The organism is Halopolyspora algeriensis (assembly GCF_003337235.1).
Classification (GTDB): domain Bacteria; phylum Actinomycetota; class Actinomycetes; order Mycobacteriales; family Pseudonocardiaceae; genus Haloactinomyces; species Haloactinomyces algeriensis.
In genome coordinates, this window is the sequence record NZ_QPJC01000004.1 from 263,521 (window position 1) to 282,451 (window position 18,931).

The window sequence follows — 18,931 nt, forward strand, 5'->3', positions numbered from 1 at the left end:
GATGTGCACCCACGCCCCCTGCCTCCAGTAGTGATCGGTTGGCTTTTTCGCAGCTCACGCGGGGCGCTAACCGAGTGGGCCACGTTGCTCGACCACTGGTTTGTTCGGGCTCGCGTCGGCCAGTGAGATGGTCCAGGCGGCGGAGCGTGCCGCGAATCCCCTGCCCGCACAGAGGAGGTACATCACGATGGTCGACCGCGACGCTGTGGTACTCGACGACCCGGTCGGTGAGTCGCTCTGCGGGCACCATGCGCACCTGGCCCGTCGGCTTGGCCGGGCGGCCACTTACCTGCCGGAAGTCGCTACCTTCTGCGCAGTATCCACCGATCCGGGCCCGGCGGAGTGGGCAGACCTGGCTCGCTTGCTTGGTCGCGGTGAACTCGCCGACATGTTCAGCTGCCCGGCGACTCCCCCGGCAGACTGGGAACCGGTCTTCTCCCTCGAAGGTCTCCAAATGATCTGCCCTGTCGACAGCCAACCCGATCCCACCGCTGTCGAGCGCGACCCGGCTGTGGTCGAGCTGGGTGTCGGCGACGTTCCGGAGATGCTCGGCCTCATTGCGCGGACCAGCCCAGGGCCGTTCTGGTCCCGCACGCACGAACTTGGCACGTATCTGGGCATCCGCGAGAACGGCACTTTGGTCGCAATGGCGGGCGAGCGGCTCCGTCCACCCGGCTGGGCTGAGATCAGCGCCGTCTGCACCGTTCCCGAGGCGCGCGGGCGAGGCCACGCCGCCCGTCTGGTGCGTGCACTGATCGCACGTATCAAGTCTCGGAACGAGCGGCCGTTCCTGCACGTGGCCGAATCCAACACCGACGCCATCGCACTCTACGAACGACTCGGTTTCGTGACCCGCAAACCAGTGACCTTTCGCGGGTTCCGGACACCGTGATGCCCCTCGGATCCTGGCAGACCACCTGCCCGAGTGGACCTGGTGTTCTGCGAAACCAACCCGAGCCGCAAGGGAGCTGGTTTTCGCAGAACGTCCATGCCCACGTGCCGGATGACACCAAGCGGGAGATGTCCTCCCGCACGAACCAGTTCCTGGGAGGCGACTGATGTCAACCGTGGATGTCGAAGGGGGCCGCCGATGAACAGCTGCGTGCCGTGGGACAGTGCCACCGCTGCCTGATTCGGCGCTACACGCCGGTGGTGCCGTCGATGCGTTCCCGGAGCAGGTCGACGTGTCCGTTGTGGCGTGCGTACTCCTCGATCATGTGGACGTAGATCCAGCGGAGGCTGACGTCCTGCTCCATGAAGCGACCAGTATCGGCCAGAGCACGGTCGGCGCAGAGCTCGCGGGCGCGGGCGATCTCCGTGTGCCAGGTGGCGAGGGCGTCGTGCAGTGTGGCGCCCGCAGCCAGTTCGAAGCCGCCGTCGGGGCCACGCGGGTCGGCCTGGGGATCGTAGATGGGCGGAGCATGTTCTCCGGCGAACACTCGGCGGAACCAATTTCGCTCCACCTCCGCCATATGCTGGACGAGGCCGGTCACAGTGAAGTCGGACGGTGGCACGGACGCGACGGCAGCCTGCTCGTCGTGCAGGCCCTCGCACTTCATGGCGAGGGTAGTGCGGTGAAAGTCGAGCCAGCTTTCGAGCGTGGTGCGCTCGTCGACGTTGAGGGGCGGCATAGGGCGTTCGATGGCGCTCATTGGTCGATTATCGCCACCAGCAACCCGAAGCCATCGGCAGCATTACCTCATATCAGGGCACCTCAATCAGTTCGCGGCTCGGGTGGGGCTGTTCTTGCGTGTCGACGACTTTCAGGCCTCCTGCGGCCAGGATGCGCGCAGCTGGGGCCGAGTTTGTCACTGAGCCACGTCAGGAGCCGTACGTACGGTCAGGTTGCCGTCTTCGTTGACGTCGCAGGCAACCGCTGGGACTTGCTGGGCCTACCGCCGTCTCAGTGACCGCACGAATCCGCCGATCCCTCATTGAGACGCAGTGGGACTCGTGATCGTCGTGGGCGTCTACTACTGACTCGACGCCCTGGGATACCTGTGCTTACCGGGGTCGGTGGCGGCAACCTGGCCATGTTCCGGTCAGCGGTGTTGGTGGCCGTACTCACCACCGTGTCGGGTTGCCACCCGTTCGGTGAGTGGACACGATCGAAGTAAGGAACCCGGACGAGGCGCGCCGTACCCGGACCTGCAAAGACGGTGCACACGGGAGTGTGCTCGTCGGTGCAGAACTCAGTGGCCTGGGTGAAGCAGCCGTGCGGCGGTGAATGATCGTCGTAGCAGGATGACGGTCGTTGCTGTCAGACCGCCTGCTGCGGTGATGGCCAATGCTGGTCCGATGGCGGAGGCGAGGGCGCCGACGGCTGCGGTTCCGAGTCCCTGGGCCGTCATGAGTCCGCTGCTGAACAGGCCGAAGCCTCGTCCGCGCAGATGCTCAGGAACGAGTTCGGCGAAAGCCGCCTGTAGCGGCAGCGAGTAGGCGACACATGTTCCTTCGGCGATGAGCAGGGCGATCCCGGTGGCCAGTCCGGGGCGTGTGGCGAAGGCAAGCAGTGGTGCGCCGGCGAGCAGCGCGAGTGGGAGGGCGAGGCGTGCGCGCATGGCGGGGCGGAACATCCGGGCGATGGCCACATCTCCGAGAACCATGCCGACCGGCAGCGCCGCGAGGAGGTAGCCGGCGCTGCCTTCCGGAAGTTCGGCGCGTGCGGCATAGGCGACCAGTGTGGCCTCGGCTCCGGCCAGGGCGGCGATCGGCAGCCACAGCGCCAGCAGCAGGTCGCGTCTGTTTCGGTCGCTGCGCAGCAGGTGGATATTGTTGCGCCACGTCTCGATGACCGTGGCCCGCAGCGGGAGGTCGGGTGTGCGGACGGCACGCTCTCGCAGACTCAGCCGCCAGATCGCTGCGGCTACCAGGTAACTGCCGGCGGCGAGCAGCAAGGCGACCTGCGGGGTCAGGAAGGCCAGCAACAGGCCTCCTACCGCGTAGCCGGCGATTTGCATGGTCGAGGAGATCGTCTGGACGATCGATCGCCCGAGCACGTAGCGGTCTCCGGTCAGAATCTCCGGCAGCAGGGCTCCGGTCGAGGCCGACCGAAGTGGGGCGAGGGTCCCGGCCATGGCCACCAGCACCAACACCGCCCAGATGGGAAGCCATACCGCGGCAAGAATCCCGGTGACCGCGGTTTGCAGCAGGTCGTAGGCCACGAGCAGCCGGCGTTGGTCGTAGCCGATCGGCCAGGGCGGTCAGCGTGCTGCCGCCGATCGCTTGCGGGATGAACCCGGCGCCGAAAGTCACGGCGCTCAGCAGAGCCGAGTTGGTCGCGTTGAAGACCAGTACGGATAGCGCGAGGGTCCGCAGCGTCTCGGCCAGCAGCATGAGCAGTTGGCCCACCACGATGATCCGGAACTCGGGTTCGGCGAAGATATCGCCATACGTCGTGCGCCTGGGCTCGATCTGGTCCTGCGCAGCCATCGTGCCAGGTTCGACCGTACAGAGGACGACACGCAAAGCTTTTTTGTGCGACAGCGAAACAAGGCGGCCGAACGTGAGCGACCACCCACTCCCGCCGATTGCGACCACAGGGTCCGCAAGGGGACCCTCATCGGACACGGCGCTCCAGTCGTGCGGACGAATCACGAGCTGGCCCTGCACGACGTCGGCTATGCCTCGGATCTGGCACACACTGGCTTCCACCCGCTCGACGGGGCGAACTTCCTGCACGACGGCACCTACCCGGCTCGTGCACCTGGTCGCTCACCACTCTCAGGCCGCCCTCGAAGCGGAGAGGCGCGGGCTCTCCGCCGAACTGGCCGAGTTCCCGGCATCGGCCGCCAGGCCGCGCGCATGCTCGGCAGCCGGCCACCCGCGTGAGCGGTGCGCCGCAGGCGGGGTTGACGCCGATGTTCCCGGCTTTGATCCCGCGACAACAGCGGGATGGAGGCCGTACCAGGGCGAACCCGGCCGGTCGGCCGCGTTGTGCGCAACTCTGTTCCGCCTTCTTCCGACCTCGCGGCGTGCTCTCGCGCGAGTCAAGCCGCGGCGACCGCCCGGTGCAGAATCGAGCCTGCCGAGGCGACGCGCCAGGTCGCCCGGCACTTGGCCGTATCCAGCCCCGCCTCGCGGGGCGGCTTGAAGGCGTACAGAAAGTTCTCACAGACGACAAGCAGGCCCGTGGCACAACCACCTGCACGTGTCGATGGTCACAATCTGGATTCTTTGGTTGCTGTGACGGCGAACTTGTCGATCAGGCAGGATGTGCCACGATTTGGATCATGACTCGCGCTAGAGGGAAGCAGAAGGCATGTCAGGCGAGAGACAGTTCGGCGTCGATACCGACGCACTGCGCAAGGCCATTAAGGAGCTTGAGAAAGCTCGTGACCAAGCAACGAAGCTCGAGCAGGACGCAGGCGGGATCTCCCCTGGGGAGCTAACAGCCCAGGACGCGCATACCCAGAAGGCGCGGCAAATGTTCCAAGATCGTATGACTGGTGGGGAGGGGTCACTTCGCAGTTCGGCAAGCCACATTGCTAGGAAACTCCAGGAGAAAATCGATGCGTACAACGCGACGCTGGAAGAGTACGGCCGTGCCGAGGACAACGCGACCGCTGACGCGCAGCACATCGAACGACGTTCATGAGAAACGGTGGAGAGCATGACGAGCAACCTGCGGCGAATCATGATCATGGGAGTTGGCTTGGCCTCAAGTCTTGTGCTTGCCGGGTGCGCTGGAAGTTCCAGCATGGAACCGGGCGGTCAACCTCCTACGATGCCGAAGACATCCACCGGTCCGGAAATCATTAACCCGAAGAATGCTGCAGCTCTCGACGTCTGTGGCCTTCTATCTTCTGAGGCTGCTACGAAGCTCGGTGTCAAGCCTGGCGGCGAAAAGAACTCGAACAGTCTGAACCCGGCAGTCCCGGATGGGTGCATGTGGGAGAGTCCGGATGGCGGTGGCAAGAAGATCGGCTTTACAGCGATTGATGGCCGTTCAATCAAGACCTATTACAAGAAATCTCATTCCTATACTGACTTCGAGAAAATCACGGTAGCTGGACATCCTGCGGTCAGAGCGAACAAGACCGACCCGATGACAGGCGGAAGCTGCGATATTTACTTGGCGAGCAAGAAAAACCAAGTCGTTTACTCGTACGCTCGGACTCCCAAAGTTGGTGAGGTAAATCCTTGTGACTTGAGCAAGCAAGCACTGGAGCTGTCTGTGTCGTCGTGGCCCACCGCTAAGTAGTTCCTCACAGTTCAGTAAGACTATGAGCTGGTCTCACGTCGGCTCGCTGCCGTGGGACGTGATCCGGAGGCACGACTGTTCACCGGCCCGCGTGGAGGGCGCATCAGTACGGCGGTACTGCGCGATGCCACGTGCTGGGACGAGGTGGTGACCAAGCTCGGGTACGAGCACCTGCGGCGGCACGATTTGCGCCACACCGGACTGACGTGGATGGCCGATGCCGGTGTTCCGGTGCACGTGCTGCGCAAGGTGGCCGGGCACGGCACCATCACCACGACCCAGCGCTACATTCACCCGAACCAGCAATCGATCAACGATGCCGGAGCCGCCCTGTCCGCATTCCTGAAGGGGGATCGGTCCCCACGTGGTCCCCACCTGAGGGCGGTGTGAGCGTGACTCGCGATCTCGTCCGAAACGAAACAAGCCCGCTGACCTGGTCTTTCACCTCAAGTCAGCGGGCTTGGCCGCTGGTCGGGACGGCGGGATTTGAACCCACGACCCCCTGACCCCCAGCTGTATGGACGAACGCCGTCACCTGGTGTTCTCGGTTGAGAGCGGATGGCTCGCTGACCGGTTCTCCCTGGTCGCATTCACCGCTGTTCGGTGCGGTTGATGTCAGGTGTGGATGTCAGTTAGCGCATCAACAGGCGAACTTGGTTGTGCTATCGCTGTTCGAGCGACGTACTTGATGGGCCACGACAACAAAAGCAAAGTACACTGAGATACCATGCTGCGAAAAATCATTCAGGGGGCTTGAAATGGCCAGAAATCATCACCAAGAAGTCTTGGACGGAAATATTGGGTTCTTCTGGCCTATCGATGCAAATGGTCAAAGGCTGGAAGCCGATGATCAGCGCGGTTATATTCACCTGAAAGAGGATGGACGAATAAGACTGGAAACCTTAGATGAAAACCCAATACTCTCTTTTGCTAGACAGAGGGAGGATCGTGTCGATCGCCCAGATGCACTGTTAGGCAGCACGGCTAGCTCTTCAGTTCTTGTGCTTAACCTTTTTGGTTCCAGATCTACGGTTAATGTCGGCGGCTATCGAGCCTCTGTACGGAAATATTCTGCTCGGACTCTGATAAGTCGAGTCGACTTAGAGAATTTGTCCAGCATCTGTGCAACGGGCATCGAGGGAGAATTTTTTGAGGTGGAACGTTGGGCTCAATTTGAACCTTCATGGGAAGCACTTAAACGCGATGAAAGCGGGCGTTTGAGAAGGTTTAGCATTGAGCTGGAGCCAATAATAGAACAAGATTCTGAAATCGACTCTAATCGATCGCTATACCTGTCCTCGAAATGGAAGGTGACTGGTCCATCTAGTAGGCGCACTATCTACTCGCCTGTAGTCGTGGGCTGTCGTTCCAACTTTCCAGTTCCATTTTCCGATCTCTTGAATCCTGTCCTTGCGGTGCAGAATTTACTCAGTATGGCATACGGTGGATTTGTTTCTGCTGCCGCAGGATCAGCTTTTTTGGATTGCAGGACCGAGCCCCGCGCTAGCCCATTTTGGACGACTCCGTTGATGCACACTCCTGCGGCGGTTCAGTCACCGCGGTCGATGACTCATGTTCCTCAATTTTCACTCGATATGCTTGGCGGCGTATCAGGATTGGCGAATTGGGTAAAATTAACTGATGAACATTCGCGGGCGGTAAAACCAATCGTTAACCAGTACCGATTTGGAGGATACTCGCCTGAATTGAAATTGATGGAAGTTGCCGCGGGGATAGAGTACTGGGTGAACGCAAGTCGTAGGAATTGTCAGTGGGCTAGGGTTGCTCCTAAGTCGCTCGCCCTGGCTGAGCATGTGGGACATCCGTTCAAGTCATGGATCAGATACGCCGAAAAATGGGCGGACATCTTTTGGCGTAGATATGGACAATTAAAGCATGAGCCCAACTATGAGCCCGATATTTATGAGATTAGCGTCCTTGCGGATGTGGGAGTTCATTTGTTGACTGCCGAATTGTTGAATTTTATATCGGACGCGAATAAAGACCCGGCGAGTCGATATTTTGAGTCTCCCCAGATGGTTTCATTGAAAGAGCGGATTCAATCGTTACTTGGCGGTCCCGGCGACGATTAATTACACGCAACACGCACTCGCCGCCATCCCGCTGTCCTTGCCGCCCCACTGCCGGGGTTATCGGCGTCAACCCGGCAACCACCGCTCACGCCACCGGCATCGGCCGCCAGGCCGCGCGCATGCTCGACAGCCGGCCACCGGCGTGAGCGGTGCGCCGCAGGCGGGGTTGATGCCGATGTTCCCGGCTTTGATCCTGCGGCAACAGCGGGATGGCGGCCCGACCAAGGCGAACGCGGCCGGCCGGCCGCGTTGTGCGCAACTGTGTTCCGCCTTCTTCCGCCCTCGCAGCGTGCTCTCGCGCGTGCCAAGCCGGGCGCGACCGCCCGGCGCAGAGCCGAGCCTGCGAGGCGGCGCGCCAGGTCGCCCGGCTCTTGGCCGCGTCCGCCCCGCCTCGCGGGGCGGCTTGAAGACGTACAGAAAGTTCTCACAGTGTTGGCCTTACCCTATCGCTGTTACAGCCCCGTGACCATGCCGGGGCATCATGAGTTCTATGGATGATGTGAGTCTTGCGCGACCTGAGGGAATTGACGAGCCTGCGTGGACGTCGATTACTAAGCATCGCGATCGCCTCAAGGACGCGCTATTGCGCTCGGATCGTCCTCACGTGCTCGGGTGCGCTAAAGATCTTGTGGAGTGTGTTGCTCGCGTTGTTGTCTCGGAACTTGGAGACATCACCAGTGAATCCGATGACTTCCCTACGGCATTAGGAAAGGCCCACAAAACCCTTAAACGTCAACCTGGAATTGACCTTACCGACGACCCATCCCTTCAGAAATTAGCACAAGGTGCTAAAAATATTGCGATTGCAGTAAATGAATTTCGAAATTCGCGTGGAACCGGGCATGGTCGTGTTAGAGATCCAATAGTAGAAGACGAAGTATATGAAGCTTCCCTCATGGGAGCCTTGCTTTGGGTTCGATGGAGTCTCCGTCGCTTAGAATACTTGATTCGCGGAATGCCGAATTCTTTGATACGCGATCTCAGTGAAGGCGCTAAATTTTACCGAGAGGATCTTGCCGAGCGTTTGGTAGCTGCCAGTCTCGCAAACCTTGAGACGGATACACTTCAGCGGCTAGGGAAGGCCGTTGGACAACGCGCAAAGACAGGTACATTCAATGTACAAGAGGAGGGAGTCGAGAAGTGCAGCGAGTCTAGCGACCTAATGCAGTGGCCAGTTGGATACCGAGAAGGACTAGCCAGAAGCATGTTTTTTAGCGAAAATGGCCGAGTTCAGGTAACACAGTGGTCTTCAGAGTATGCAGCTGGAGTAATTTCTGGAATACCCGACCCTGAATCCATATTAGACGAGATGATAAGTATACTACCAAATGTGGATAGTTCTGACCTTAATAGCATCAACGATGATAGCATCATCTACAAAAGACTCATCGACAGTAAGGACTTATTTGAAGAACCTTACCGCTCGAAATGGATAGAGTTTGCAGTTCGATTCAAGCCGTCGAGTCATCCATTTTGATTAATGTCGATATGATCTATTTTTTTTATGGTCCTTTCCGGGTATCCTAGTGTTGTGACGCTATTCGCCTGGGCCTACGGAGTCGCAGAACACAAGCTCGCTAGCGTGCTACCGCGTCGCTGGGAGCACGTGCAGGGCGTGGCTCGTCAGGCGCGCAGCTTGCAACCTATGGCAGGTAGTGATGCGGACCTGTTGGAGTCGGCGGCGATCCTGCATGACGTGGGCTATGCGCCGGACATCGCGCACACTGGCTTTCATCCCCTGGACGGGGCGAACTTCCTTCACCTGATCGACGCACCCGCTCGGCTCGTGCATCTGGTTGCTCACCACTCCTACGCCGCACTCGAAGCTGACCTACGGGAACTCTCTGCCGAGCTGTCCGAGTTCGAGGATGAGCGAGGCTCGCTGCGGGATGCGCTGTGGTACTGCGACTTGACGACGACCCCGGACGGTGAAGTCATCGACGCTCGAGACCGGATCGCTGAGATTCAGCAGCGTTACGGCCCGGATCACCTGGTTACTCGGTTCATCACGCAAGCATCGCCGGAACTGCTCGCGGTGGTCGATCGCACGGAACGCCGGCTTTCGGCTGTCGCGGCTGGCTAGCTCAGGTACGGCCGGGCTCGGTTTTCCAATGCGTGCTGGATGCGTAGGCGCATCGACGAGTCAATGCTCAAAGTCTCGATGTGCTCAGGCTCTACCCAGTGCACTCGGCGGGATTCCGAGCTCGTTCGCAGTTCTCCGCCGGTCGGCTGGGCGTGGAAGACAATGGAGAACTCCTGGCGGACTTCGCCGTCGTCATAGGCGATGACGTGGCGCGGATCGGAGTAGATGCCGACGATGCCGGTCACCTCGACTTCGATGCCGGTCTCCTCGCGGATCTCGCGCATGGCGGCTTCTCGCGTGGTTTCGCCGATGTCCTGTGCTCCTCCGGGCACTGCCCAGAGCCCGTTATCGGTGCGCTCGATCATCAGGACATCGCCGGACTCGTTCCGCACGATCGCAGCGACAGCGACGACCAGGCTGTTGGCTCTCGGCGCCCGCGGATCGTCGTAGTAGTCCGTCTTCGGCATACCTCCTGCTTACCACGGGTGCGGCGTGGCGGTCTCCCAGACGGCATCGAAGCTGTCCGCATACGTGGTGAACAAGTCCCCGGCTGAGAGCCTGCGCAGGTGCATCGCCGGGGCGTGTGCGGCGAGTTTCCCGAACACGTGCGGGTTGACGATCATCTCGTCGTCGAACCGGTAGATCGAGTTGTACAGCACGGTGCCGTGCGTCCGGACCTCGATACCGGGGACATCCTTCAGCGGCTTGAAGTGAGCCAACGCGTGGTCGACCTTGGCCGAGATCGTGTCACGGCCGATCCCCTCGTCCAAACTGCGCTGGATCACGGCATCGCTGTCCCGGTCGCCGAAGAGCAACCGTATCCGTGCCCCATTCTCGGCTTTGGCCTTGAGCGTGTTGAGCAGGTTCGGCTTTTCCGTCATGAACATCCCCACATAGACGAGGATGTCCACATAGGTCGTGGCGCGCTCCAAGAGACGGTCCCATAGATCGTTCGGTACCGCGTTGCGGTGCGGGCACACCTGCACGATCTCCGACTGACTGACCTCCTCTGCCTTGTCGTCCGACACGGCAGACGGCCAGAGGTAGCGCTCACGTTCCCCCAGCTTGGCGGCGATGGCATGCCGGTACTTCGGATACGGTGTGCGCTCCTTGGTGATCCACCGCTCAACGGTCTTGGGGTCCACCTTGAGTTCCTCGGCCAGCTCGGCTGGCGTGATCCCTTGGGACTGGATCGCATCGCGGAGACGTTCATTCGCCATGGTGCCACCTTCGAAGTACCTCTAGGGACGTCTATACCATACCACGGACGTCCCTAGACGTCCCGCCTTGTAGTGCTGTCGTCCTCTGCTCGCCGGGCATCTTGGTCTCACTTCGTCAGATCGGAGTTTCAACCGAGAGATCAAGTCGAGGAGGGCTTTGTTATGCGTCTGATCATCGATACGTCGCAGGTGTCGTTCACCGTGGGTCGTGAGGCTACGCCGAAGACCGATCAGAACGGGATTCAGCGGACCGACCGCAACACCAAGGAGCCGTTGTTTGCTGTGCAGCTGGTTGCCGTGGATGACGGCGGGGCCGAGGTGATCAACGTGACTGTCGCGGGAGCGAACCCGCCCCAGGTCACGAAGGGTCAACCTGTCACCCCGACTGAGCTTCAGGCGATTCCGTGGGCACAGAACGGGCGCAACGGTGTGGCTTTCCGTGCCACCGCGATCACTCCGAACGCCGCTGCTGCCGGTTCTGCCAAGTCGGCTTCCTCCGGGCAGTCTTCCTGACCCGCATCACGGGTAACGACCGGGAGCGACGATGACGCATTCTGATGACGCCACAGCATCCGAATTGTGGAACCAATGGCAGAAACTGTGTGCCGAAAAGCACTCGTGGAGTGTGTTTCAACTGAACAGGATCAAGCGTGCCAACGAAATCGGCAAGCATGATTACGCCGCGTTGGCCGAGATTGATCGGGCCCGTCATGTTTTGGACGGATTGGCCTCGTTGACGATGGCCAAATACGAGCTCGCTCGTGCTGGCGTGGATGCCTCGACCATCTCGCCACCACGCCTGTAAGTGATCGGAGGAAACGGGACCGGCTTTGGTTCTTGGCGGTTCCACATCCGGTCCCGTTCCTGTACTTCGTGTTATTCGACTCTGCCAAGGAGGGCTGAAGAGTCATGGCCAAGTCTAGCCGTACCCGTCGCCGCTCGGCGACTCCGGACTTCGTGGAGATCCTGCCCCAGCCCAAGCAGTGGATCGGATTTTCCATCCTCGGGCTACTGGTGCGCTGGCGCGCCGAACTGACCGGCGCCGCCGTGCTGCTTGCCGTGTTCGTCTGGCTGGATGGCTTCGGCAGCGCGGTGCTGACCGTGGCGGTGCTGGTCGGTGTTCCGGCCGTGCTGCTGGCCGTGCCGCACACGCGGCGGTTCCTGGTGGCTCGCGTGTGGTGCGTGGCCGATCGGCACCGGCTACGGGCGTGTTTGAAGCGCACCAAGGTGCGCACGATGAACCGGGACGGGACCTATCCATTCATGCTGTGGGCGCGTCCCACCACCACCGGGGAACGGATCTGGTTGTGGCTGCCCGCCGGGACGGCGGCCACCGATATCGAAAACTCCCTGGAATACGTGGCTCCGGCCTGCTTCGCCCGCAGCGCTCGGCTGCACCGGCCCAAGAAGGTCACCACGTTCGTGGCCGTGGACATCATCCGCCGCGATCCCCTTGAGGCGAAGAAACCGGTGTCCTCGCCGCTGGCCGGCTTCATGGGCACCCGCTCTGCACCGAGTGATTCCGAATCGGTGACTCCGATCAAGGCCGCTTCCTCGGCCTCCGAGTCCCAGGCTTCCGAACCGTCTGATTCGGCTTCGACCAGCACAAAAACCACCACCGCGGCCAAGCCAGCTGCGGCCGGTGCGGTGGTCGTCAACGGAGAGGACCTGAGTGACTATGTGGACTAAAACCCGCTCGGCGGACTCGGTGCCGGTTTCGGGGCTGTCCATCTACGATCCCGTGCACCTCGGCATCGACGAACACGGCCGCCGCGTGGACATCGAACTCGTCTACCGCAACATCCTGTTCGGCGGTGAGCCCGGCTCGGGCAAGTCCAGCGGACTGCAAAACATCATCGGGCACGCCTCCATGTGCACCGACTGCCAACTGTGGCTGTTCGACGGCAAACAGGTCGAACTCGGCCTGTGGCGCTCCATCGCCGACGTGTTCGTCGGCCCGGACATCACCGAGGCCATCGACCGGTTGGAACAGCTCCAAAAGGAAATGGATCGTCGTTACGACGAGCTGGACCAGGTGCGACGCCGCAAGATCACCTCGGTGGATCCGGTCGATGTGATCGTGGCCGTCATCGATGAGATCGCCCTGTTTTCGGCGACACTGGGCAGCAAGGACCAGCAAGAGCAGTTCGTGCGTCTGCTGCGGGATCTGGTGGCCCGCGGGCGTGCTGCCGGGGTCATCGTGGTCGCGGCCACGCAGCGGCCCTCGGCCGACATCGTGCCGACCTCGCTGCGCGACATCTTCGCCTACCGGTGTGCCTTCCGGTGCACCACCGAGGCCAGCTCGGACACCATCCTCGGCCGCGGCTGGGCTCAACAGGGCTACTCGGCCACCGCGATCGCACCGGAGAACCTCGGTGTCGGCCTGCTGCTGGCCGAAGGTGGCATTCCCCGGCGGATGAAATACGCCTACCTCACCGACGCCCACATTTACGGCCTGGTCGAACACTCCCAACACCTGCGCACCCAACACGCCGCCTGACCACCACGGGGAACCCATTTCGGGTTCCCCACTCCTGTCCCTTCCCTTTCTGCTCGCACGAGGAGTGTGTCCCATGTACGTCACCTACCCCCTCGCCCTGACCCTCGATGAGATTTGGCTGCTGGTCGAATACGACGACATCGGCGGTCTCGATGCCTTTCGCCTGGGCGTCGACACCACCGGCCAGTACGCCACCTTCCCGCCCGAGCATTTCCACACCGACGGACTCATGCCCGTGGAACGGCGCACCGGCGAACCCGTGCCCGGCTTTGTCTGGGCCAGTACCGCCGACCTCGCGGCCAACCCGGCCTTTCCCGGCCATCACGAGACGGGGCGCTCCTGATGACCGGGCGCTGTGTTGCCTCTGACGCCCAGATCGCGATGCAGCACCGCTACCGCTGCCCACCCGGCCAACTTGTCCGTCTCGACGCTCTACCGCCCTGGGACGAACGCACGGACCACTACCGCTTCGTGTGCGACTCGTGCGGGCTGTATCTGACCGGAACCCAACTCACCGAGTGAGGAGATCGAGAACCAGTGACCGTCTCGACCGCAACACTCACCCCCGGCGCCCACGCGGCCCCGGGGGCGGGTGCTGTTGCCGAGCCGGACGACTGGGCCGGCCTGCTCCACCGCGCCGCCCAAGCCGACTACGACCGGTGGCTTTCCCACATCACTCCGGCCGCCGGATGTCGCTACCCCATCCAACTCGCCGGACGCTCGCGCACCGCCGACGCCTCCACCGGCGAAATCCTGGCCGATCTCGACACCGCCCGGTTTCCCGACGGGGTGCTCTACACCGCCTGCGGCAACCGGCGCGCCTCGGTGTGTCCCTCCTGCGCCGAAACCTACCGCGGTGACACCTTCCACCTGGTGCGCTCCGGCCTGCTCGGCGGCAAAGGCGTGCCCGACACCGTGGCCGAGCATCCGACCGTGTTCGTCACCCTGGCCGCTCCCTCGTTCGGCGAGGTGCACACCGCCCACAAAACCGGCAAGCCCTGCCACCCCCGCCGCGAGCCGCACATCTGCCCGCACGGGATCACGTTCTCCTGCCTGCGCCGCCACGAATCCGGCGACCAGTGGGCCGGACAGCCGTTCTGCCTGGACTGCTACGACCACTTCAGCCAAGTCGTGTTCAACGCCTACGCCGGGGAACTCTGGCGCCGCACCACCATCAATCTCCGCCGGGCAGTCGGCAGACTGGGCAAGGACTACGGTGTCAAGCTGCGCGTCTCGTATGCCAAGGTCGCCGAGTTCCAAGCGCGCGGCGTGGTGCACTTCCACGCCCTGATCCGCCTCGACGGCGTCGATCCGGCCGACCCGGCCGCCATCGTGGCCCCGGATCCGCGGATCCATCCGGCCACGTTCGAGCACACCATCCGCCAGGCCGCGGCCTCGACCAGCTTTCGCACCCCAGCACACCCGGACCAACCCGACGGGTGGCCCATGGCCTGGGGACACCGCTCCATCGACACCCGCCAAGTCAAGTTGACCGTGCGCGACACCGACGATTCCGGCGCGCTCACCGACGGCGCGGTGGCCGGATACCTGGCCAAGTACGCCACCAAGGCCACCGAGGAAACCGGCCACGTCTCCCGCCGCCTCACCCACGAGACCGTGGGTTACCACGCCGACATGCACACCCACCCCGGCCGGCTCATCGCCGCCTGCTGGTACCTCGGCCAACTCCCCGACGGGCTGGCTTACCTCGATGACGACGTGAGCGAGCGCATCGCCTTCCAACACCGCTGGGCACGGCTGCACCGGTGGGCGCACCAACTCGGCTTCGGTGGCCACTTCTCCACCAAGTCGCGGCGCTACTCCACCACCCTCGGTGCACTCCGCGCCGCTCGCCGCTCCTGGAACCGCCCCGACCCCGAACAGCCACCCACCGAGCCGACCGAACCCGGCGACGAGCCCGACATCCTCACCCTCGGACAACTCATCTTCGCCGGAATCGGCTGGCACACCAGCGCAGACGCCCAACTCGCCAACACCGCAGCCGCCCAAGCCCGCGAGCGACGCCAAGCTGCCCGCGAAGAACTCGAAACTTTCCCGCCATAGCACTGAAAGGAGAGATAACGAATGACCACAGTGGAGCCCGTTCTGCTGCGCGTCGAGGAAGCTGCCGAAGCCCTGCGCGTTGGTCGAACGCGGATCTATGACCTGATCCGGCTCGGTCGACTGCGGTCGGTCAAGGTGTCCGGTTCGCGCCGTATCCCTCGTCAGGAGCTCGATGCCTACGTCACCTCGCTGCTCGAGGAGGAGAACTGATGCCGCGTAAGCAGGCCAACGGGATGGGCACCATCGTCCAGCGCAAGGACGGCCGGTACCACGCGGCTGTCTACGTCTACACGCCCACCGGCGAACGGGTCCGCAAGTACGTCTACGGCAAGACCTGGCAGGAGGTGCACGACAAGCGCATCGAGCTGCTCGACAACAACCGCAAGGGCATCCCCTCGGTGACCTCAAGCATGAAGCTCACCGACTATCTCGACTACTGGTTACGGGAAGTCGCTCGGCATGAGCTGCGCACGAAGACGTTCTCCGATTACGAGGCTCTGGCATCGCACTACATACGCCCGCACCTGGGTGCCAAGCGGTTGAACGCGCTCGGCGTCGGTGATGTTCGTACCTTCCTGCGCAAGGTCAGTACCCAACCGGGGCGCAAGGGCAGGAAGCTGTCCCCTCGTACGGTGCAGTACATTCATGCGGTCCTGCGCAGCGCTCTGCAACATGCGGTACGCGAAGAGCTGATCGGCCGCAACGTCGCCAAGCTGGTGTCGGCTCCCAGCAGCGAGGAGCACGAAGTCGCGCCGATGGAGCCTCGGCACGCACGGCGGCTGATCGAACACGCCCAACAGCACTGGCTGTGCGCGCTGTGGTTGGTCTACCTCGCCACCGGGCTTCGCCGGGGCGAAGCTCTGGGGCTGGCCTGGTCGGATGTCAACCTGGCCACCGGGGAGCTGCGAGTCCGGCGGACGGTCCAGCGCGTCAAAGGTGACATCGTTTTCGGCGAACCGAAGACAGCACGGTCACGGCGAACCCTGCACCTGCCCGAGATCTGCGTACACGCGCTCAAGCAGCACCGGGAGACCGTCGCCGAACGGTCGCTGCCCGCCCAGCGCAATCCCCACCCGCACCAACCGGCAGATCTGATCTTCGTGACCCGTACCGATCGGGTCATCGATCCCCGCAGCGTCAACCGCGCTTTCGGCACCCTGCTCAAGCAGGCAGGGCTCGAGCATGTCCGGGTGCACGATCTCCGACACACCTGCGCGACGTTCCTCAAGATGCAGGGCGCCACCGACCGGGAGGTCATGGAACAGCTCGGCCACAGCTCCATCGGCGTGACCATGAACATCTACGCCCACGTGCTCGATGACACCAAGCGGGAGATGTCCACCCGCATGAACCAGTTCCTGGGCGGCGACTGATGTCAACCGTGGATGTCAAAGGGGCCGCCGGTGGTGTACCGACGGCCCCTTTTGCCTGGTCGGGACGGCGGGATTTGAACCCACGACCCCCTGACCCCCAGTCAGGTGCGCTACCAAACTGCGCCACGTCCCGGCCACACCTTCCGTGGTGTGTGCGATCAGCCTACAACACGGGCCCCACCCGCTTTCGAGGTGGGGCCCACGAGTTGTGTTGTCACCGATCATGGCGGTCGCCCCGCGGAGACGCGGCGCACGAGTCCCCACGGGGCCGCCGACGCACCCCGGCAGGATCCCCTGGCAGGGCTCATCGCACCGTCAGGGCCTACCGCGCTTGTTGTGCTGGCCGGGAGAGGCGACCGTCCCGTGCCGCGGCGGGTGGATCGGCTCCGAGGCACGATTCGGCGTGATCGGGGAGTCGCCGGGTGTTCCCTGCGTCTCCACCGCATCGTCGTTCTGACGACCGGGTGAGGGCGTGGCTCCGTTGTTGAGCTCGTCCATCCGGTGACGCAGGATTTCCATCACGTGCGTTCGATCGTTGTGCTCGGCTTCGTAGTCGATCACCCGCTGCAGTTCTCCTGCGTTCAGCGACCGGATCCGGTGCTGCAGGGATCCGATGGGCAGGTGATCGTAGTCGGGAAGGGGAAGGTCTTCGGCGGACATACCGTCCTCCTGACGATGACGGGCGCCCCGCTCTGCGCGTCGGACACCCTCGGAATACCCGTCGGCTCACCGGCGCAATCGGCCATACGAGCTGCGAGTGCAGCGCTGTCACCCGAGCTCGTGCGGCAGTGGGCGCCCCCGGCCGGCTCGCCGCAGGCCATGCCCACTGCCACAGCCGCGCTCAGTCGACCGACAGAGCCTTCTCCAGGTCGCCGACCTGGGGATCGGGCAGGGCGCGGGCGACATCGGCCATCGCCACCATGCCGACCAACCGGTCCTGGTCGATGACGGGAAGCCGCTTCACCTGGTGCTGCGACATGGTCGCCAGTACTTCATCGACGGAGTCGTCGGCACCGACGGTGACCGCCTCGTTCTGGTTGAGGTCACCGGCCGGGAAAGTTCCGGCGTCGCGACCCTGCCCCATCACCTTGATCACCAGGTCGCGGTCGGTCACCACACCCTTGATCTTGTTGTCGTCACCGGCGATCGGCAGGGCACCCACACTGTGCTCGGCCATCAGGCGCGCCGCGTCCGCAGCCGTCTGGTCACTACGCACGCATTCCGCGCCCGGGGTCATGATCTCGCGTGCTGTCGTCATCGCGAGTTTCTCCTCTTCAGCTCAGCGTGTCCCAGTAGACGAAGGCTGGGAGTCGACTCCGCACAAAGGTTCTCTCCATGTGGTGCCCGACGGCGGCGACGGTGAAACCCGAAGAGGAACTCCTTTTTCCGGCGCGCCGCCCCGGAGCGCTCGCTCGCGAGGAGGTGCGCGCCGACCACGAGGTGCGCCGAAGGAAGACTAGGCCGCTCGGGGAAGCTCCTCCTGCTCCGAGAACGCCTCCGCGGACCGCGCGGGCGCGTTCCGGTGCCGGATGACGGCATTGCGCACCATCCACCCCAGCGTCACGACCCAGGCCAGGGCACCCCCCATGAACAGGCCGGCACGGACCGGCCCGGACAGCCCCACCACCTCCAGCAGGATCCCCATGTTGGTGAGGACGATGAGCCCGCCCGCGCCGATGCCGAGAAGCCTGCTCGGCAGGATGCGAACCAGCCACGCCGCCAAAGGGGCGGCGAGCATGCCACCGACCAGCAATCCCGCGATCACGGTGCCCGACAGTGCACCGCCGCCGAGCGTGGTCAGGAACCCGGCGCTGGCTCCCAGGGAGACCACCAGCTCGCTGGTGTTCACCGATCCGACGGTGCGGCGCGGGATCATCCGGCCGGTGGTCAGCAGTGTCGAGGTGGTGACCGGTCCCCAGCCACCGCCTCCGGTGGCGTCGACGAACCCCGCGACCATCCCCAGCGGCGCCAGCCACCGTCGCCCCGCGGGCGTGAGCGTGCTGCTGCGCACCGGTTGCTGCCGCACGGAGAACCGCAGCAGCACATACATCCCGAGCGCCAGCAGCAGCGCGGCCATCCACGTCTTCCCGGCCGCGATGGCCACCGAGGCCAGTATCGTCGCTCCGGCGAACCCACCGATCGCCCCCGGAACGGCCAGCCAGCCGACCACCGGCCAGTCGACGTTGTCGAGGCGCCAGTGCGAGATCCCCGACACCACGGCGGTGCCGATCTTGGCGAGATGCACCGACGCCGAGGCCATCGCCGGGACGGTACCCACGGCCAGCAGGCCGGTCGTGGCTGTCACACCGAAGCCCATCCCCAGGGAGCCGTCCACCAGCTGCGCCAGGAAACCGGCCAGGGCGACGAGCACCAAAGCAACCATGGAGCTGTCTCC

The 18,931-nt window shown here is 63.3% G+C and carries 21 protein-coding genes, 1 tRNA gene, 3 pseudogenes and 1 riboswitch; of the genes and pseudogenes, 17 read left to right on the plus strand and 8 right to left on the minus strand.

Annotated features, from left to right (window positions below):
* The first annotated feature begins 187 nt into the window (after positions 1-187).
* Complete coding sequence (locus tag DFQ14_RS09305) at positions 188-892, plus strand: GNAT family N-acetyltransferase (RefSeq protein ID WP_114452875.1); 705 nt, start codon at positions 188-190, stop codon at positions 890-892.
* A gap of 247 nt (positions 893-1,139) precedes the next feature.
* Here DFQ14_RS09305 and DFQ14_RS09310 read toward each other — a convergent pair whose 3' ends face one another.
* A complete protein-coding gene (locus DFQ14_RS09310) occupies positions 1,140-1,652 on the minus strand; it encodes a DinB family protein (protein ID WP_114452779.1) in 513 nt (170 codons plus the stop codon).
* A 64-nt stretch (positions 1,653-1,716) separates the two neighbouring features.
* Here DFQ14_RS09310 and DFQ14_RS22270 point away from each other — a divergent pair.
* A pseudogene (locus tag DFQ14_RS22270) lies at positions 1,717-1,910 on the plus strand (VOC family protein); the annotation flags it as partial.
* 193 nt (positions 1,911-2,103) lie between these two features.
* Positions 2,104-2,166, plus strand: a riboswitch (guanidine-III (ykkC-III) riboswitch).
* A gap of 26 nt (positions 2,167-2,192) precedes the next feature.
* On the opposite strand, the gene DFQ14_RS09320 reads toward DFQ14_RS22270, so the two are convergent.
* A complete protein-coding gene (locus DFQ14_RS09320) occupies positions 2,193-3,191 on the minus strand; it encodes an MFS transporter (protein ID WP_257233621.1) in 999 nt (332 codons plus the stop codon).
* Between the two features lie 370 nt (positions 3,192-3,561).
* Here DFQ14_RS09320 and DFQ14_RS22275 point away from each other — a divergent pair.
* From DFQ14_RS22275 to DFQ14_RS09350, 7 genes and pseudogenes are all read left to right on the plus strand, one after another.
* Positions 3,562-3,781 (plus strand): annotated as a pseudogene (locus DFQ14_RS22275) (phosphohydrolase); the annotation flags it as partial.
* Between the two features lie 480 nt (positions 3,782-4,261).
* Positions 4,262-4,597 carry a hypothetical protein gene (locus DFQ14_RS09330; RefSeq protein WP_114452781.1) on the plus strand — a complete coding sequence of 112 codons (336 nt, stop codon included), beginning with the start codon at positions 4,262-4,264 and terminating at the stop codon, positions 4,595-4,597.
* 15 nt (positions 4,598-4,612) lie between these two features.
* Positions 4,613-5,203, plus strand: coding sequence for a DUF3558 domain-containing protein (locus tag DFQ14_RS09335; RefSeq protein WP_141921307.1), 591 nt, complete (start codon positions 4,613-4,615; stop codon positions 5,201-5,203).
* 27 nt (positions 5,204-5,230) lie between these two features.
* A pseudogene (locus DFQ14_RS09340) lies at positions 5,231-5,593 on the plus strand (tyrosine-type recombinase/integrase); the annotation flags it as partial.
* A gap of 368 nt (positions 5,594-5,961) precedes the next feature.
* A complete protein-coding gene (locus DFQ14_RS21645; RefSeq protein ID WP_141921308.1) occupies positions 5,962-7,296 on the plus strand; it encodes an ApeA N-terminal domain 1-containing protein in 1,335 nt (444 codons plus the stop codon).
* 490 nt (positions 7,297-7,786) lie between these two features.
* On the plus strand, positions 7,787-8,773 hold the full coding sequence (locus DFQ14_RS09345) for an abortive infection family protein (RefSeq protein ID WP_158546683.1): 987 nt from the start codon (positions 7,787-7,789) through the stop codon (positions 8,771-8,773).
* Between the two features lie 54 nt (positions 8,774-8,827).
* On the plus strand, positions 8,828-9,379 hold the full coding sequence (locus DFQ14_RS09350; RefSeq protein ID WP_246195452.1) for an HD domain-containing protein: 552 nt from the start codon (positions 8,828-8,830) through the stop codon (positions 9,377-9,379).
* Here the strand turns inward: DFQ14_RS09350 and DFQ14_RS09355 are convergent.
* Positions 9,376-9,846 (minus strand): NUDIX hydrolase, encoded by a 471-nt coding sequence (locus tag DFQ14_RS09355; protein ID WP_114452785.1) that lies wholly within the window; start codon positions 9,844-9,846, stop codon positions 9,376-9,378. The genes DFQ14_RS09350 and DFQ14_RS09355 overlap by 4 nt on opposite strands.
* Before the next feature lie 9 nt (positions 9,847-9,855).
* Entirely contained in the window at positions 9,856-10,599 is a 744-nt protein-coding gene (locus DFQ14_RS09360) for a helix-turn-helix domain-containing protein (protein ID WP_114452786.1), read from the minus strand.
* 162 nt (positions 10,600-10,761) lie between these two features.
* Between DFQ14_RS09360 and DFQ14_RS09365 the strand changes: the two genes are divergently transcribed.
* From DFQ14_RS09365 to DFQ14_RS09405, 8 genes are all read left to right on the plus strand, one after another.
* Positions 10,762-11,112, plus strand: coding sequence for a hypothetical protein (locus DFQ14_RS09365; protein WP_114452787.1), 351 nt, complete (start codon positions 10,762-10,764; stop codon positions 11,110-11,112).
* Between the two features lie 31 nt (positions 11,113-11,143).
* Positions 11,144-11,404 (plus strand): hypothetical protein, encoded by a 261-nt coding sequence (locus tag DFQ14_RS09370; protein ID WP_114452788.1) that lies wholly within the window; start codon positions 11,144-11,146, stop codon positions 11,402-11,404.
* Between the two features lie 104 nt (positions 11,405-11,508).
* Positions 11,509-12,288, plus strand: coding sequence for a hypothetical protein (locus DFQ14_RS09375; protein ID WP_114452789.1), 780 nt, complete (start codon positions 11,509-11,511; stop codon positions 12,286-12,288).
* Positions 12,278-13,099, plus strand: a complete 822-nt coding sequence (locus DFQ14_RS09380) for an FtsK/SpoIIIE domain-containing protein (RefSeq protein ID WP_114452790.1) — start codon at positions 12,278-12,280, stop codon at positions 13,097-13,099. Before DFQ14_RS09375 ends, DFQ14_RS09380 begins: the two co-directional genes overlap by 11 nt.
* 73 nt (positions 13,100-13,172) lie before the next feature.
* Positions 13,173-13,442 (plus strand): hypothetical protein, encoded by a 270-nt coding sequence (locus DFQ14_RS09385; RefSeq protein WP_114452791.1) that lies wholly within the window; start codon positions 13,173-13,175, stop codon positions 13,440-13,442.
* A 194-nt stretch (positions 13,443-13,636) separates the two neighbouring features.
* Positions 13,637-15,163, plus strand: a complete 1,527-nt coding sequence (locus DFQ14_RS09395; protein WP_114452793.1) for a replication initiator — start codon at positions 13,637-13,639, stop codon at positions 15,161-15,163.
* A 21-nt stretch (positions 15,164-15,184) separates the two neighbouring features.
* Positions 15,185-15,373 (plus strand): helix-turn-helix domain-containing protein, encoded by a 189-nt coding sequence (locus DFQ14_RS09400; RefSeq protein WP_114452794.1) that lies wholly within the window; start codon positions 15,185-15,187, stop codon positions 15,371-15,373.
* Positions 15,373-16,536, plus strand: coding sequence for a tyrosine-type recombinase/integrase (locus tag DFQ14_RS09405; RefSeq protein WP_114452795.1), 1,164 nt, complete (start codon positions 15,373-15,375; stop codon positions 16,534-16,536). The genes DFQ14_RS09400 and DFQ14_RS09405 overlap by 1 nt, the downstream gene beginning before the upstream one ends.
* A 56-nt stretch (positions 16,537-16,592) precedes the next feature.
* Here DFQ14_RS09405 and DFQ14_RS09410 read toward each other — a convergent pair.
* From DFQ14_RS09410 to DFQ14_RS09425, 4 genes are all read right to left on the minus strand, one after another.
* Positions 16,593-16,669, minus strand: a tRNA-Pro gene (locus DFQ14_RS09410).
* Positions 16,670-16,851: 182 nt separating this feature from the next.
* Positions 16,852-17,196 (minus strand): DUF8129 domain-containing protein, encoded by a 345-nt coding sequence (locus DFQ14_RS09415; RefSeq protein ID WP_114452796.1) that lies wholly within the window; start codon positions 17,194-17,196, stop codon positions 16,852-16,854.
* A 181-nt stretch (positions 17,197-17,377) separates the two neighbouring features.
* Complete coding sequence (locus tag DFQ14_RS09420; protein WP_114452797.1) at positions 17,378-17,794, minus strand: CBS domain-containing protein; 417 nt, start codon at positions 17,792-17,794, stop codon at positions 17,378-17,380.
* A 198-nt stretch (positions 17,795-17,992) separates the two neighbouring features.
* Positions 17,993-18,919, minus strand: coding sequence for a sulfite exporter TauE/SafE family protein (locus DFQ14_RS09425; protein ID WP_114452798.1), 927 nt, complete (start codon positions 18,917-18,919; stop codon positions 17,993-17,995).
* Positions 18,920-18,931 lie beyond the last annotated feature (12 nt).

Excerpts from the sequence above, each read along its gene's own strand:
- DFQ14_RS09305 (WP_114452875.1), top strand. The coding sequence starts at position 188 with ATGGTCGACCGCGACGCTGTGGTACTCGACGACCCGGTCGGTGAGTCG.
- DFQ14_RS09310 (WP_114452779.1), bottom strand. The coding sequence starts at position 1,652 with ATGAGCGCCATCGAACGCCCTATGCCGCCCCTCAACGTCGACGAGCGC.
- DFQ14_RS09330 (WP_114452781.1), top strand. The coding sequence starts at position 4,262 with ATGTCAGGCGAGAGACAGTTCGGCGTCGATACCGACGCACTGCGCAAG.
- DFQ14_RS09335 (WP_141921307.1), top strand. The coding sequence starts at position 4,613 with ATGACGAGCAACCTGCGGCGAATCATGATCATGGGAGTTGGCTTGGCC.
- DFQ14_RS21645 (WP_141921308.1), top strand. The coding sequence starts at position 5,962 with ATGGCCAGAAATCATCACCAAGAAGTCTTGGACGGAAATATTGGGTTC.
- DFQ14_RS09345 (WP_158546683.1), top strand. The coding sequence starts at position 7,787 with ATGGATGATGTGAGTCTTGCGCGACCTGAGGGAATTGACGAGCCTGCG.
- DFQ14_RS09355 (WP_114452785.1), bottom strand. The coding sequence starts at position 9,846 with ATGCCGAAGACGGACTACTACGACGATCCGCGGGCGCCGAGAGCCAAC.
- DFQ14_RS09360 (WP_114452786.1), bottom strand. The coding sequence starts at position 10,599 with ATGGCGAATGAACGTCTCCGCGATGCGATCCAGTCCCAAGGGATCACG.
- DFQ14_RS09365 (WP_114452787.1), top strand. The coding sequence starts at position 10,762 with ATGCGTCTGATCATCGATACGTCGCAGGTGTCGTTCACCGTGGGTCGT.
- DFQ14_RS09370 (WP_114452788.1), top strand. The coding sequence starts at position 11,144 with ATGACGCATTCTGATGACGCCACAGCATCCGAATTGTGGAACCAATGG.
- DFQ14_RS09375 (WP_114452789.1), top strand. The coding sequence starts at position 11,509 with ATGGCCAAGTCTAGCCGTACCCGTCGCCGCTCGGCGACTCCGGACTTC.
- DFQ14_RS09380 (WP_114452790.1), top strand. The coding sequence starts at position 12,278 with ATGTGGACTAAAACCCGCTCGGCGGACTCGGTGCCGGTTTCGGGGCTG.
- DFQ14_RS09385 (WP_114452791.1), top strand. The coding sequence starts at position 13,173 with ATGTACGTCACCTACCCCCTCGCCCTGACCCTCGATGAGATTTGGCTG.
- DFQ14_RS09400 (WP_114452794.1), top strand. The coding sequence starts at position 15,185 with ATGACCACAGTGGAGCCCGTTCTGCTGCGCGTCGAGGAAGCTGCCGAA.
- DFQ14_RS09405 (WP_114452795.1), top strand. The coding sequence starts at position 15,373 with ATGCCGCGTAAGCAGGCCAACGGGATGGGCACCATCGTCCAGCGCAAG.
- DFQ14_RS09415 (WP_114452796.1), bottom strand. The coding sequence starts at position 17,196 with ATGTCCGCCGAAGACCTTCCCCTTCCCGACTACGATCACCTGCCCATC.
- DFQ14_RS09420 (WP_114452797.1), bottom strand. The coding sequence starts at position 17,794 with ATGACGACAGCACGCGAGATCATGACCCCGGGCGCGGAATGCGTGCGT.
- DFQ14_RS09425 (WP_114452798.1), bottom strand. The coding sequence starts at position 18,919 with ATGGTTGCTTTGGTGCTCGTCGCCCTGGCCGGTTTCCTGGCGCAGCTG.